Origin of the sequence: Vibrio sp. 14N.309.X.WAT.E.F5, from assembly GCF_030397615.1 — a bacterium.
GTDB classification, from domain to species: Bacteria; Pseudomonadota; Gammaproteobacteria; order Enterobacterales; family Vibrionaceae; genus Vibrio; species Vibrio lentus.
On the sequence record NZ_JAPNXR010000003.1, the window covers coordinates 135,657 to 150,123 of the forward strand.

The 14,467-nt window shown below is 44.2% G+C and carries 15 protein-coding genes; 6 read left to right on the forward strand and 9 right to left on the reverse strand.

The window, feature by feature from the left end; all coding sequences use genetic code 11:
- Positions 1 to 77: 77 nt before the first annotated feature.
- Positions 78 to 2,309: a hypothetical protein gene (locus OW495_RS04960; RefSeq protein WP_289885308.1), complete on the reverse strand. Its 2,232-nt coding sequence runs from the start codon at positions 2,307 to 2,309 to the stop codon at positions 78 to 80.
- A 499-nt stretch (positions 2,310 to 2,808) separates the two neighbouring features.
- Here OW495_RS04960 and OW495_RS04965 point away from each other — a divergent pair, with 499 nt between their 5' ends.
- Positions 2,809 to 3,708, forward strand: coding sequence for an AraC family transcriptional regulator (locus OW495_RS04965; RefSeq protein ID WP_289885311.1), 900 nt, complete (start codon positions 2,809 to 2,811; stop codon positions 3,706 to 3,708).
- Between the two features lie 86 nt (positions 3,709 to 3,794).
- On the opposite strand, the gene OW495_RS04970 is transcribed toward OW495_RS04965, so the two are convergent.
- The 3 genes from OW495_RS04970 to OW495_RS04980 all read right to left on the reverse strand — a co-directional run bounded on the left by OW495_RS04970 (position 3,795) and on the right by OW495_RS04980 (position 5,613).
- On the reverse strand, positions 3,795 to 4,133 hold the full coding sequence (locus tag OW495_RS04970; RefSeq protein ID WP_065111539.1) for a Fis family transcriptional regulator: 339 nt from the start codon (positions 4,131 to 4,133) through the stop codon (positions 3,795 to 3,797).
- A 199-nt stretch (positions 4,134 to 4,332) separates the two neighbouring features.
- Entirely contained in the window at positions 4,333 to 5,307 is a 975-nt protein-coding gene (locus tag OW495_RS04975) for a Gfo/Idh/MocA family oxidoreductase (protein WP_289885314.1), read from the reverse strand.
- A 3-nt stretch (positions 5,308 to 5,310) separates the two neighbouring features.
- Positions 5,311 to 5,613, reverse strand: coding sequence for an antibiotic biosynthesis monooxygenase (locus tag OW495_RS04980; RefSeq protein ID WP_289885316.1), 303 nt, complete (start codon positions 5,611 to 5,613; stop codon positions 5,311 to 5,313).
- Between the two features lie 106 nt (positions 5,614 to 5,719).
- Here OW495_RS04980 and OW495_RS04985 point away from each other — a divergent pair, with 106 nt between their 5' ends.
- The gene (locus OW495_RS04985) at positions 5,720 to 6,658 is read left to right on the forward strand and encodes a LysR substrate-binding domain-containing protein (RefSeq protein ID WP_289885317.1); all 939 of its coding nucleotides are present in this window, start codon (positions 5,720 to 5,722) and stop codon (positions 6,656 to 6,658) included.
- A gap of 64 nt (positions 6,659 to 6,722) precedes the next feature.
- On the opposite strand, the gene OW495_RS04990 is transcribed toward OW495_RS04985, so the two are convergent.
- The 4 genes from OW495_RS04990 to OW495_RS05005 form a co-directional block, all read right to left on the reverse strand.
- On the reverse strand, positions 6,723 to 7,916 hold the full coding sequence (locus OW495_RS04990) for a crosslink repair DNA glycosylase YcaQ family protein (RefSeq protein WP_289885318.1): 1,194 nt from the start codon (positions 7,914 to 7,916) through the stop codon (positions 6,723 to 6,725).
- A gap of 34 nt (positions 7,917 to 7,950) precedes the next feature.
- A complete protein-coding gene (locus OW495_RS04995; RefSeq protein WP_289885319.1) occupies positions 7,951 to 8,598 on the reverse strand; it encodes a DsbA family oxidoreductase in 648 nt (215 codons plus the stop codon).
- A 198-nt stretch (positions 8,599 to 8,796) separates the two neighbouring features.
- Positions 8,797 to 9,594, reverse strand: a complete 798-nt coding sequence (locus OW495_RS05000) for a Cof-type HAD-IIB family hydrolase (RefSeq protein ID WP_289885321.1) — start codon at positions 9,592 to 9,594, stop codon at positions 8,797 to 8,799.
- A 78-nt stretch (positions 9,595 to 9,672) separates the two neighbouring features.
- On the reverse strand, positions 9,673 to 10,245 hold the full coding sequence (locus OW495_RS05005) for a TetR/AcrR family transcriptional regulator (RefSeq protein ID WP_289885322.1): 573 nt from the start codon (positions 10,243 to 10,245) through the stop codon (positions 9,673 to 9,675).
- 138 nt (positions 10,246 to 10,383) lie between these two features.
- Here OW495_RS05005 and OW495_RS05010 point away from each other — a divergent pair, with 138 nt between their 5' ends.
- From OW495_RS05010 to arsB, 3 genes are all read left to right on the forward strand, one after another.
- Entirely contained in the window at positions 10,384 to 10,908 is a 525-nt protein-coding gene (locus tag OW495_RS05010) for an HPP family protein (RefSeq protein WP_102541998.1), read from the forward strand.
- A gap of 134 nt (positions 10,909 to 11,042) precedes the next feature.
- Positions 11,043 to 11,384, forward strand: coding sequence for a winged helix-turn-helix domain-containing protein (locus OW495_RS05015; RefSeq protein WP_102541999.1), 342 nt, complete (start codon positions 11,043 to 11,045; stop codon positions 11,382 to 11,384).
- Between the two features lie 102 nt (positions 11,385 to 11,486).
- Positions 11,487 to 12,542, forward strand: coding sequence for an ACR3 family arsenite efflux transporter (gene arsB / locus OW495_RS05020; protein ID WP_102542000.1), 1,056 nt, complete (start codon positions 11,487 to 11,489; stop codon positions 12,540 to 12,542).
- Between the two features lie 85 nt (positions 12,543 to 12,627).
- On the opposite strand, the gene OW495_RS05025 is transcribed toward arsB, so the two are convergent.
- A complete protein-coding gene (locus OW495_RS05025; protein WP_102542001.1) occupies positions 12,628 to 13,509 on the reverse strand; it encodes a LysR family transcriptional regulator in 882 nt (293 codons plus the stop codon).
- A 127-nt stretch (positions 13,510 to 13,636) separates the two neighbouring features.
- On the opposite strand from OW495_RS05025, the gene OW495_RS05030 reads away from it, so the two are divergent.
- The gene (locus tag OW495_RS05030) at positions 13,637 to 14,068 is read left to right on the forward strand and encodes a PACE efflux transporter (RefSeq protein ID WP_102361984.1); all 432 of its coding nucleotides are present in this window, start codon (positions 13,637 to 13,639) and stop codon (positions 14,066 to 14,068) included.
- Positions 14,069 to 14,467: the final 399 nt, after the last annotated feature.

A 14,467-nucleotide genomic window follows, 5' to 3' on the forward strand; every position in this document is an offset into this window, starting at 1 on the left:
AATTAGCGTGAGTTCAAAATAACGCTAATTCGTATTCACCCTAACTCAAGTACGCTCTAATACTCTCTAACTAAACTCTAATAAAGTAAGAACAGCCCCTCATAACCGCCAATTTGAATCTCAGTCACATACTCACCGATGTTGCCATTTTCATCGACGGGCTTCATTGGCACATCCAGTGTAATCGTCAGCTTTGGCGTTTCATAAAAGCTCATATTCTTACCGTGGAAATCAGTGCGATATAACACTCGGCCATTGCTAAACTCTCTTGCCAATACCATATCCTCAGGGCCACCCGCCACGACTGAACGTGCAGAGTGGTACAAGAAATAGGTGTGCGTGGGAGACAGGTGAGTCAGCCCATTGGGGAGGTCGGCGTGCACGACTTCATTCATCGACGAATCACCGACGATGGTGTAATCCGCAGGCTCTGGTGTACTGGTCGACATCATCAGAGGAATGGCATTAAAACCGTCAGGTATTCGTGCGTTAGGCTCACCTAAATCGACAGCCAATAACGAACTGGGTTGATAGGCGACGTTTTTGGGTACCCCACTCTTCCAGAAATTGTCTTGAGTCGTGTTGTCACTCCCATAGACATAGCCATTGTTCCATTGATTAAAATAGCTGTGTTGCGCGTGATGATTAAGATAGTAAATAGCCAACGCTGAATATTGGTCCTGCTTCCAGTTCTGTTCACTGCTTCCAAAAAACTGAACCCTACCAAAACGAGTCGTCGCTTGGAAAATCACACTTTGATCGGCATACGCCAATGCGGAGTTATCCCAAAGTTTTGAGATACCTGAATAGCCACTAAAACCAGTCGACGGAAACAAATAATGCTCTCTAAGGTACAAGGAACCAGCCTCAACAAGATGAGATTGACCATTACGACCAAACAAATTGGCCGTTCCAATATTCAAAGCAACGAGAGCATCACTATTGAGTGAAGAGAGGCTTTTTAGAAAGTGAGCAAATTGTGTTTTATAGAGCTGATCCGCTTCTGGCGAGCCAGCAATCAACCCAAGCTCTTGAACAGTACCGCCCGAATGAACATAGAACTGGTTTTCGCCAAGCAACTTGTTGGTGTCATCATTGTAAGCGCCATTTAGCCCCTGCTCAGCCCAGCTTTGCTGATAGTAAGTGTGAACCGCCGATAAGTAGTCGGGATTATCGACGTTAGTCAGTGCCCATGAAGAGTTCTGACTCCACATTCGCCCGAATGGCACCACACGAGACTCCCAACGAAATCGAGCGGTGGCTTTTTTATTGGTGCGATTTTTATATTCACTTTGTGACAAGTAATTGTCTTGATTAATGTCGGCCGAGACATCAAAGCCACGGATCTTACGCCACTGGCTGATGGCACTGCCATCTGGTGTGACTTCCGGTGCATTGGTTACCTTCACCACCGGAAAACTGTTTCTCAACTTCAATTCTTTAAGGTGCGGCCTGTCATCTGCGTGATCACCTTGCCAACGGATTCTCACCACATACAAACGTCCGCCATCGCGAACAAAAGTCGAGCCAAAATACTGACCGCTGCCATAGCTGGCGCCGCTACCATCGTGTGTGGTTGCCCGAACCCAATCAGATGGAAGATTCCACAGCACTGATTGGTTCTTAGTCATATTAAGGGTTTTGTCTTTCTTTAAATCCAACACAGACCATTGTGAAACCTGCCCATGGGCATCAACTTCAGTTGGATACTCAAACCAAAACTGACCACCCGAGGCAAACTGAGAGAACTTCAGCGTCAACCTATCGAACTGCTCGGCGTGATACACATAAAGCGCACCGCCTTGTTCGAAATTCTCAAACACATCAGCATCCCAAGGCGGTTGTTGATAGAGCCAGAACCCTGCGTGATCTTCACTTGCGGTATAACCGACGATCATGGGCTTGCGATTTAGGAGAGTGTTTTCACCATGAGTTTTGTCGACTTCAGCAATCACAGTATCTTCAGAGAAGTGCAGGAAGAAATCTTCAAAATTAACGCCATTTAGCGCTGCGTTATTACGCAGATCGTCTTCTAGCCAACCAGAGTTGAGTTCCAACTTTTGGTTGTACATGTAACCAATCGCAGTAATTCGTTCATTGTCAGATTTATCTGCATAAGAGCCAAACACGATGTCGTTATTGGTAATTTCCCAATCAATAACGTTACGTTCAGACATTGGAGAGTTGTCTAAATCAATAGCCGGCTGATGTAATCCAGGTAAAACAATCGCAGTGCCAGCAGCAAAAGAGTAACTAGCGGTTAGGTATGAAGGAATGAGAGCTAGTAACCATAAAATGTAGGTTTTCATTATTAAATTGTCCTAATCGATACAGCCGTTACTCGAATTACGAGACGAAAAGTCAGCCAACTTACGTGTCAATTTAGGAATCAAAATACGAAAAAAGTATCGGTTAGAAATGTGCATTGATCAAGCGTCAAGGTGTCTTGTTAACTCGCCATCCAAAAACGACTTTGAATACCCTATTTAAGTCAGTACGTTAGAAAGAAAGCTAAAAACTTATAATCTTAATTTTGCTGACAAGCCAAGTATTCGAGTGTCACGATTCTCTGCTTCACTTTTTCTCATTATGAGAATTAAGTCGAACGAACAGTGAACGCACGATAGCCAAAAAGGCAACTCAGTTTGGGAGAGATTAATCTTGTTGGTCGAAGGAAAACGGAACGCGGGAACTGGATTTACTGCATCTAATCTCAGTTTCAATGCCACTCTATTGAAACTCAATTGGGATAGGTTAGTCTCGGAAGCTATATAGGAACGATGACGATAGAGAGGGGTAAATAAAGCAATGTACGTTGACTATCATAAGCGGCTGATTCCGGTTGTCCGCTATTTAGAGAAACACTTTAACGAGCCACTCAACCTAATCGAAGTCGCGGCGTTAGCCAACTTTTCACCCTACCATTTTCATCGCACTTTTAAAGCCGTTCAAGGCGAGACGCTTGCTGATTTCATCAGGCGACTGAGGCTTGAATCCGCAGCTGATGATCTTTTCAAATCCAAGCAATCAGTCCTGAATATCGCACTGGAATATGGTTTCTCGTCCTCGCAAAGCTTGGCCAAAGCATTCAAACAGCACTTTGGAGTAACTCCTACGGCATTTCGTGATTGTGGAGACTACCAAGCGTTTTCTGAGTTGACGCGAAGTAGCAAGATTGGACACACGTTGCGCAAGAATGGAAACGCAGCAACCGCAAGCAATTCATATACTGACTCCGAACCAACAACATGGAGTAGGACAATGAAAACGCAACAATTCGAACCGTCAAAACTAGCGTATGTACGAGTGACCGGCCCCTATGGACAGGGTTATGAAGAACCAAGCGGTCGTCTTTATCAATGGGCCGAAATGAAAGGATTAGCAGGTAACAGCTGCATCTTTATCTATCATGACAATCCAGAAATCACGCCGAATGATAAATGCCGTACTGACATCTGCTTGATGGTCTCAGACGACACTGAAGTACCAAATGGAATCGAATTGAAAGATTTTCCCGGCGGACAATATGCAGTGATGCGCCAAACCATCACCGAGCCAAGCCAATACGCTAAAGCTTGGGACGGCCTGATGAGTAAGGTCATAGAGTCCGGCATCGAAACCGAAGACCGCCCTTGCTTTGAGCTTTACCACAGCTACGATCCACAAACTCAGCATTCAGACGTTAGCTTCTGCACCGCAATTAAATAACAAAACAAAATTCAGTAACAAAGCCTACCTCGCGTAGGCTTTCGTTCTTTAATTAACGAACCAATAAGGACTCTTACGAAAGCTTCTTAAAGTCTATGGTTCCACTTCCCTTGATGGTCGCGGTCGCAATTTTCTTGTGTATCGTAACTGACGTGCTTATCGATATTCTTCAATGTAATCCCAACCTGACTGAACGCCTTTTGGATAGCAACAGAGACCTCCTGCTGACCTCCTCCCTCTAAGAAGTTCGTTCTATCCTGATTGGTATCGAATACGCAGACGATTTTCAAACTTTGCGGGAATGAAGAGAAATTGACCGTATGAGTCACCCAAAGAAAACCATCGTAGCTTTTCAACGTATCTTCACACACGTCCGTTAACACGTCTCTGATTTGATTTTCGATCTTCTTATCTGATTTGCGCATGAAGCAAAGTTCCTATTTAACACCTTAAAAAATAAGGTTTTTCGGTCAATATTGTCTTAGCCGACATTGGACACTGTGGCTGTTTCAAATGCAAAGTATTTGTGGGAGATAATTGGCGAGAAGATTTAGAGGAAACGTCTCATGCTTGATCACTGACGAGGCAATCAAACATGAGCCGAATATAGAATTTACGAAGATCTTAGCTCGCCGCTTGTTCCCAATCCGTCAGTAACTTCATGATTACGCGAGAGTCTTGATGAGTTGCCATTGGTGCAGCAAGTTGTGTGTCACCTCGCTCAACTGCTTGGCGAACATTACGCACTTGATAATGGAAGCCGTCGCCTTGCGCTTCGACTTTCACTTCACGTTTCGATGTTTCGTAGATCTCAACCGTGAATGTGTTGTCTTCGGTCGGTAGCCATGGGTTAGTGTCGAGTGTGATACAGCCTTTGCTGCCTAGAATCGTGAAGTCATGCTTTAAGCCGTGGTCTTCTGCAGTATGGATTTGCGCAGTGAAGTGGTCGTTGAAGCGCATCATCGCCGATGATTCACAGATATTGCCATCTTGGCCTCGTCGACCGATTGCTGAGATCTGCACATCATCGAACACGCTCTCGCCAAATTGCTGCTGCGCAACAGAATGAATCAGCGACATTGGGTAACAACCTAAGTTGTACAACGCGCCTTTGCTCGCAGGGTTAACGAACTGGTCAATCGCCGCAACGTAGGAACCTTGGATCGAGCGCACTTCGCCAATCTCACCTGTCGCCAACTCTTGATGAAGCTTAGCGATGAGCGGGTGGTTTAGATACATCAAACCTTCTGCGAAGAATATACCCGCTTCTTTTACCGCTTGCAGAGCTTGCTCGGTTTTTTCCATATCAACCGATAACGATTTTTCACACAGGATCGCTTTGCCTTTTTGAGCCGCTTTAATCACGTATTCGTGGTGAACGTGATTTGGTAGAGCGATGTAGATGATGTCGACTGACTCATCTTCAATCAGGGCTTCATAGCTGTTGAAGGTTCGTGTTGGTTGGTATTGGGCTGCAAACTCGTTCAGTGTTTTCTCTGTGCGCCCTGCGACGGCATACAACTCGCTTTGTGCATCGCCTTTGATCGCATCCGCCATTACGCCTGAGATAAAGCTGGTTCCTAGGATTCCCCATTTCATGGCTTAGATCTCCTTCTTATGAGTTTCAAATGCTTGTACTAATTCCGTTATATCACGCTCAATAAACGCTTGAGTATGAGGCATTCCAAAGTGCTGATTGATCGCTTCACGGTTAACGTATTGCTCTAGCAAGATCACGCGATCGCTTTGGTTTTGATCATAGGTTGCAATCGCTTGTAAGCAACCCTGCTCACTCTGCATATCTAGGCAAAACTGTTCGATGGCTTCAATCGCAGCCTCACGATCAATGTTGGTTTTGATCTTAAGTTCGGCAGTAACAAAGATGGTTTCGTTTGTTTGAGGCATTTCACGCTCTTATTTTTGTTAATTATCGGTTTGCCATTAATATAATTAACCCCTAATAATTGATAAACTCACCTTTTGTTTATTATTTATCAACCGAGAGTGTTCAATGGATAAGTTAACCAGCATGAAGGTCTTCATTTACGTGGTCGAGCAAGGCAGCTTTCGCAGTGCCGCCAACCACTTCAACCTGTCGGCGACCATGATCAGTAAACATGTCCACCATCTTGAAACGAGCCTCAACTCTCAACTGATTCATCGCACCACGCGTAAGCAGTCTTTAACCGATTCAGGTCAGCTTTATTATCGAGAATGTAAACGAATTCTCGAAGACATCAGCAATGCTGAAAACCTAATTCAAACCTTGGAGAACCAGCCACAAGGGACGGTAAAGATAAACTGCCCGGTCACCTATGGGAACAAGGTGCTTGCCCCGATTGTGGCTAAGTTCCTCGCGCATCACCCAACGATTAATGTCGAACTCGTGCTGAACAACGACCTTGTCGATCCTTATTCATCCGATATTGATTTGATTGTGCGCATCGGTGACCTGTCTGATTCCAGTTTAGTCGCCAGATACTTAGGCGATTATAAGATGTGTTACTGCGCGGCTCCTGAGTACCTTAATCAACATGCTGAGATTCGTGTGTTGGAAGACCTTGCACAACACCCATCGCTTGGATTCAGCTATAGCAGTCGTCGTGACATTATTGGACGTGATACTCACATCCGTCATATCCAAAATAGTGAACCTCAATCCCGAGATCCTCAGAGTCACCAAGCAACTCACACTCCGGGGAACAAAGGACAAGTACGTTTGATGTCGAACAATGGGGATGTATTGCGATATGCTGCCCTTCAAGGCGTAGGCGTGTTGTTACAGCCGACTATCTTAGTTGCCGAAGAAATTGAGCGTGGAATGCTATTGGAGATCTTGCCCGGCATGGCGCCGTTACCAAAGCCGATTCACTTGCTCTACAAAACTAAGCAACTTTCTTTAAAGAACCGAACTTTTGTCGAGTTTTTATTAGCCTCTCTTTCTGAGTAACTAAGCGCTGCGAATTAGCAAAGAGGCTTCTAAGTAACGAAGAGTTTTTTAAACAACAAAACCGCTAGATTGTTTGCCAATGGCTCATTAAGCGCTTGCCAAGATCAGAAGGTGTGATGTTATGGACGATCAGCTCATCGCATTGGTTGAACACCATGAAGTGTTTTAGCTCATCGCATAAAGCATGAACCAACGACTCATGGTTTTTGATCCTGTCTTCCACAACCAAGTTGCGAATATTGAGTAAGCCACTCTTCCTATCAACCTTACAATCCATTCGTGCCACCAGCTCACCTTGCCAGAGAATCGGTAAGCTAAAATAACCAAACTGACGCTTAGCTTCAGGTACATAACACTCAAGAAGGTAATCAAAGTTGAACAATGATTGCATTCGCTTACGTTGAATCAACAGGTTATCGAACGGAGAAAGTATCTTTAACTTAGTTCGAGAAAGAGGCTGATTCAGCAGTTCAAACGCATTAGGCAACACATAATAATCAGAGCCTTGAACATCCACCTTCGCCACTTGATTATCTTCAAGCATCTGTTGGAGTGTTGTCTGAATCAGAGGTTTTGTGTTCTTGAGTAGATAGCTCATTTCCGACACTATTCCCACACCATTTGCTTCTAAATAGCGCGTGATCAGATGCTCGCTGTACTCTTGTTCCGTTGGTTCAGACGTATCAATGCCACTCGGCAAAACTCGTTCGGTTAGGTCATACACCTTATGGAAGTTCACTCGGCTCGGCACCATTAAGTCACCTTGCATAAACAAAGTCTCTAGTGCCTGTTTGGCAGGTTTTCCACCCCATCCACCGGGGTTTGGTCTATCCCCTTCAAAATCTTTCGCCATCAATGGCCCTTCGTTCTCAATACGTTTGAGAACATGCGCCATCAGTGCGTCATCCTTTTTATACCAATGTTTAAGCTTACCGCTCGCAAACCCGTTCTTTCGATGCAGGCTGAAGCGGTAGTCACGCATGGGTAAATACGCCGCGGCGTGCGACCAATACTCAAACACTTCTCGACGCTCTAACAGCTTATCCAGATGATCAAGCTTGTAGTCTTGATTACGATTCCACAGCGTATGATGGTGAGCTCGCTGAATCACAGAGATGGTATCAATTTGCACATACCCAAGGTTTTCAATCGCAGACAGGGTATTAGCCAAAGCGCCTCCATTGCGTTGCTTTTTAGGTGGCAATTTTTGCGAAAGCAGTACAATTTTTTGCGCTTGAGCGAGTGACAATGATTCCATGTAATTCAGACTCTAATTGATACCAATAATCGGCTTATGATTCAGCAATAAGTTCTTGAAGAATTTGCTTGTACGTTTCGACCGTCTGCGCACCAGTGACTGCACTCTTTCGGTTGAATACCACGGTAGGAACCGCTGAGATTCTCATGCGTTGCCATTCAAACTCTTGCGCTTCAATTTGCTTCAAGTTGTCGGTGTTCTTTAGGCGCTTCAGTGCCTTCGTTGAGTCTAAGCCAACTGCTTCAAGTTCTTGCGCGATAACCTCAAGATCGGACAAATCTTTCTGCTGTGAAAAATGAGCAGTAAAGAAACGTAGCTTTAACTCAGTCTGTTTGCCATGCGCCAACGCGAAATCGAGCAGCACATGCAAGTGACGTGAATTGACCATTCTCATGCTGTCATAGAAGTTGAAATCGAAACCAACCGCTTTGCCACGCGCCGCAAGCTGTTCGCGTGAACTTTGACTCTCTTCTGCGCTAGAGCCGTATTTTCTCATGATATGGTCACGCAGGTTTTCACCCTCTTGCGGCATATCGGGATTTAGCTCAAACGGCTGCCATTCAAGTTCAATTTGCTCCGCTAAGCCAAGTTCCGTAATAGCTTGCTCTAAGTTTTTGTAGCCGACCACGCACCATGGGCACATTACGTCAGAAATAATATCAAGTTGAAGTTTCTTGCTCATCGTCATTCCAAATGTGGTTGATAAGGCGTATCCAATACAAAGTGAATACCCATCTTTATCACTAAGACTACTGATTAACTACAAGTTACACCATCTTGAACAATCGTTCAATCTAGATAAATACACTAGCAGCCAACAAAAAAGCCAACTCATTTTCACGAGTTGGCTTTGATAAAAATCGAATCGAGCTTAAGAGTGTTACGCTAGCAACTTCTCAAGTACTTGAAACACACCCGCGTCAACGTTACTTGGCGCGCCAAAACGCGCAATCTCTTTTAACTTTGGATGTGCGTTTTCCATCGCGTAAGAGTGATAGCTCTCTTTAAGCATTTCCAAGTCATTTAGGTAATCACCAAAGCTCATGGTCTGCTCGTAAGTGAAGCCTAATGTGTTTTGTAGGTGCTTAATCGCCGCACCTTTTGACGCTTCAGCATTCATCACATCCAACCAAATTTTCGCACTCACAACCACTTGGTAGTTCTCACCAAACTTGGCATCAATAGTTGGGTTCACTTTCTCTTGTGAACCGTCGAAGTGACAGATAGCCACCTTAATGAAATCGTCGTCTACCGCCAGTAAATCTTCTACTTGCTCACGGCGATGGTAGTACTTAGAGATCTCCGCTAGAGCACGCTCATCTTTGGTTTCGATGTACGCTGATTTCTTACCACAAAGCACCACATGTGCACCTTCAATGGCACGCGCTTCTTTGATGATGTCTTTGATGGCATCAGTATCAAGTAAGCAGCTGTAGAGCTCTTGGCCTTTGTGCATCACTAATGTGCCGTTTTCAGCAACGAACATCATGCGATCTTTTAGCGGGGAAAAGGTTTCCATCAAGCTGTAGTACTGGCGGCCCGATGCCGCAGCAAAAATGATGTCTTGAGCTTCTAGTCGCTCATAAAGATTGAAGAATTCTGGGTCTAACTTTCCGTGTTCATTAAGCAGAGTGCCGTCCATATCAGCAGCGATAAATTTGATGTTCTGTTGTGGCATTTGAGGGCTTACCTATAAGTAAAGATTAAAGTGTAAATTATGATTTTTCGTTATCTTGTGTAACGGTTCTGCGTTCGATTATATCGCTAGAATAGCCAGTGAATGCAATGGTTTTCGGTAGGCTTGTCTGTTTGAGTCTGACTTTGAATCAAGCTGACCAAATTCACCTCTTACAATAAGTCCTTCGATAAAAGTCATAACCGATTCACTGCGTAATTCGAGTATTGCAGTGTCTACTTCTTCATTACCTCTTACCACATCACGAATGCTGTTTTTGAGCCAAACCTTGTGCTGTCGCGAGAGCATCGCAATGTCATCTTCCGACTCTTTAAATTCGGCTAGCGCGTGCATAAACATACAGCCTTTAAAGTCAGGTTGTTCAAACCATGCAAGGTGCCAATCTAACAGCGCATCCAGTTGGTTTTGTAATCCAGACGTTGATGATAGCGCCGCTTCTAAACTCGACTCGAAACGCTGATGACGCCTTTCTAACACGGCTTCAATCAGCTTGGTCTTCGAACCAAAATGGCGATACATGGATGTTTTGGAAACCGCAGCCTCATCTCTAATCATATCCACCCCAACAGCGGTATAACCAAACTGATTAAACAACGATTCTGCTACATCCAGAATCAGATCTTTTTTACTCATCGTTCATCAACCTCAAATCGCTCTGAAATCGTAGAGCTCAATTTCTCATTGCAAGAAGTGTACAGATCTGTATCATCCAAATCAAACGGTACAGATCTGTACACTTAATATAAAAGAGATAACGAAGAGGAAACGATTATGATCAGCAAACTATCTGGTGGTGGAGCCCTTCCTCCGAAAGCAAGCATTAGCCAGCTTATTAAAGGTTTTATTGGCGGTACACTGGGCATCTTAACCTTGTGTCTATTAGCCGAAAGTTCTGGTTTCCCGTGGTTAATGGCTCCATTTGGTGCGACGTGCGTACTGCTGTTTGCGGTGCCAACATCGCCGTTAGCTCAACCTAGAAACGTCATTGCGGGACACTTTATTTCAGCTGCTGTGGGCTTAATCGCGTTATATGGCTTTGGGGATTCTTATTTGACTATGGCAATCGCTGTCGGCTCATCCATCATGCTAATGCAATACTGTCGAGCGGTTCACCCACCCGCTGGCGCTAATCCGATTGTGATAGCCTTGGCAGGTACCGCACATATGGATTGGACGTTCTTATTCACTCCCGTATTAGTAGGCAGCATCGCTTTAGTTTGTATTAGTGCGCTATTGAATAACAGCGATTCACAACAAAAGTGGCCGTTATACTGGTTTGGTTCATCCAAGTCTTAGTCCATTGAATTTCAATGATAAATATGGATTTTGGCATCCAATTTAAAAGCAAATTGAAAGATCACATTGACCCTTATATAAAATGGGCTTACTATTAATCGTCTTTTAACGATTATGAAAAGCGAAACATCAATATGAACGAAACTTGCTCTACAACTGGTGGCTGTGCTCTACCAATCGAACATGGTGATGTCGAAGCTGAAAAGCAAATGGCAACTCTAGCGAAAGCGCTCGCTCACCCGGCAAGAGTTCGTATATTGAGTATCCTTTCAACGTTAGAAAAATCGGGCGGCTGTTTGAACAGTGACTTGGTGAGTGAATTAGGTTTGGCTCAATCAACAGTATCAGAGCACCTAAGAATATTGAAAACCTCAGGCTTCATCACTGCTGAATCGATACCACCGAAGATGTGCTATCGCATTAACCGAGATAATATTCAGAAATTTGAATCGCTTATCGACACCATTTTAAAATAGATTAACCACGCTTAGTTTGTCGAACACAATAAACTAAGCGTATTTTTTGCCTTTAAATATCGCTTTTCGACGATTAACGATAACAACCAAAGAGATAATATAATGAAACCAAAATTAGGTTTTCTCGATCGCTACTTAACGCTGTGGATCTTCATCGCCATGGGCATTGGTGTACTGCTTGGCACCTTGTTTCCACAAATCGAACAGTGGAACGAATCAATGTCTGTTGGCACAACCAACATTCCACTGGCAATTGGCCTTATCTTAATGATGTATCCACCTTTGGCTAAGGTTAACTACAACCTATTAGGCACTGTGGTCAAAGATAAGAAAGCCATCAAACTGTCTCTGATCATGAACTGGTTTGTTGGCCCAACTCTGATGTTTGTGTTGGCGCTAACATTCTTAGGCGACCACCCAGGTTACATGGTCGGCGTCATTCTGATTGGTCTTGCTCGTTGTGTGGCAATGGTTCTGGTTTGGAACGACATCGGCGGCGGTAACAAAGAATACGGTGCGGCATTAGTTGCTCTAAACAGTGCATTCCAAGTGGTGAGCTACAGCTTTATGGCGTGGCTATTCATCAGCGTTCTTCCACCAGTATTTGGTTACGAAGGCATGATGGTTGATATCTCGATGATCGATATTGCACACAGTGTTCTTATCTACCTAGGTATCCCATTCCTAGCAGGCTTCCTAAGCCGTAAGATCCTTGTATCGATGAAAGGCGAGCAGTGGTACAACGATGTGTTTATTCCACGCATCTCTCCAATCACACTGATTGCACTACTGGCGACTATCGTTCTGATGTTCAGCCTAAAAGGCGAGATGATTGTTGAGCTACCAATGGACGTATTGTTGATTGCGGTTCCACTGACTATCTACTTCACAGCGATGTTCTTCATCAGCTTCTTCATTGGTAAGAAGATGGGCATTGAGTACGACAAAAACGCATCTATTGCCTTCACTGCGACAGGTAACAACTTCGAGCTAGCGATTGCCGTTGCTATCTCAGTATTCGGCATTAACTCAGACCAAGCGTTTGCAGGCGTTATCGGCCCACTAATTGAAGTACCCGTGCTGATTTACCTAGTGAACGTTGCGCTTAAGATGAAAGACAAGTACTACAACGGTCTGACGGTTAAATCTAGCATCTAGCATCTAGCATCTAGCAGAAGATTAGAAAAACTAAGGGCTTACCTTTCGGGGTAAGCCCTTTCATTTGTCTACGGTTTGGAAAAGATCAATCGAGTAAGGTTTTGAGATGCTCTTCCAACCACAGCAAACCCGGCCCTTTCATCGCTTTCTTGGAGATCACCAAATCGACAGGAGGCGACCATGTTTTATGGTCAAACGAGACGTTTATCTGGTTAAGCTTCCCTTGTTGAATCTCATGTTCCACCAAATAACTCGGTAAGTATGCCCAACCCACCGAGCTATGTACGATCATCTCCTTGATGGCAACAAAGCTGTTCGCCCACCACACCTTGCCCGCTACCACTGGAAAATGGTCAATCACCTTACCTTTGTTGCCTCGTAGAATAAGCTGTCGATGAGAAATAAAGTCGGGCAACTTCGCAACCGACACTTCAGCTAAAGCATGACTTGGATGACACACAGCAACAAAAGGCAGATTACCGATAAAGCACGGCTCTGAATCGGCATGAAAAGCGAGGTCAGTAAACATCAGGCCGATATCTGCGCGGTCTTGTGACACCAAGCGGTTCACATCGGTACTCGCCGCTGCCATTAACTCAATTTCTGTCGCTGGGAATGTTCGGCTGAACTTATCCAACACCTTGGGCAATGAAGGAAGTAACAAGGCATCGTCTAAAGCGATACGCAGTAGCCCTTCCTCTTGATTATTGATGGCATTGACCGACAAGTTGAGATCTTCCACTTGTAGAATAATCGCTTTGACCTGCTTGAAAATCTGCTGACCTTGCGCCGTCAGCGTTGGCTTGCGTGTCGAACGGTCAAAAAGTTGAACATTAAAATCTATTTCAAGATTACTGATACCTTGGCTCACCGCCGACTGTACCTTACCTAACTCGCGAGCACTGGCAGAAAATGACCCTAATTCAACGGCATACACAAACATCTTCAACTGTTCTATGTTGTACATTCAGTTTCTCCCAACACTTACTATCACCATATGTGATGCTAACTATCTTTATATTATCACTTAAATAGATATTATCTAGGCAAGTCATTAGCCCATAGAGGCTAGAAAACATAAAGAGAGTAAAAAGATGTCACATAAAGAACGCATGTTACACATGGTGCTATTTGAATTAGCAGCTTTGATTTTGATGGCCGTGGCGGCAACTTACATTGTCGGTGGCGGAGCAGTAAAAATGGCAGGCTTGGCACTGTCTTTGTCGCTGATAGCGATGACGTGGAACTACGTCTACAACTACGGTTACGACAAGATTTACGGCGCTGACCGCAGCAAACGAACCAAGAAAACACGTATTCTGCACGGCTTAGGTTTCGAACTGGGTTTGATGCTGGTGACGTTCCCGCTACTGATGTGGGTACTTCAACTCGATTTCTGGACTGTATTAGTAATGGATATCGGAATTGTTATCTTCTTCGTACTTTACGCGATTGCGTTCAACTGGGTGTATGACTCGATCCGAGCTCAATTGGTTGCGAGAGGAAAGGTTGCAGCTCTGGTTTAGAGCTGTAAGTTCTTAACTTATAACAAGAACAAATACCCAAATTGAAACTGCCAAACTACAACTTAGTTGGCAGTTTATTCATTTATGCATATAAGCTCATTTGTTAACGCCCTTGTTACATAGCAAAAACATCACACAGCCCTCCCTAATTAAGTCTAATAATCCACCACTCACGAAGTAGCATCACAAATCCAAACATAAACTCCTCGTACCAGTTGCGCATTCATTTACATATAGGTAGTTTGAGCGACTTCGCAACCTATCAATTCGAGCAATGACGTTCATGCGAGCATCTTTTTCGAGCAAAAGTGTTCGGATTAACATTTCAAGTGACTTTAATTAACAATTTTATGCTCAAACGCTCACTTTTGATGTTCGTTTATTTTCGAGTTCGCAAAT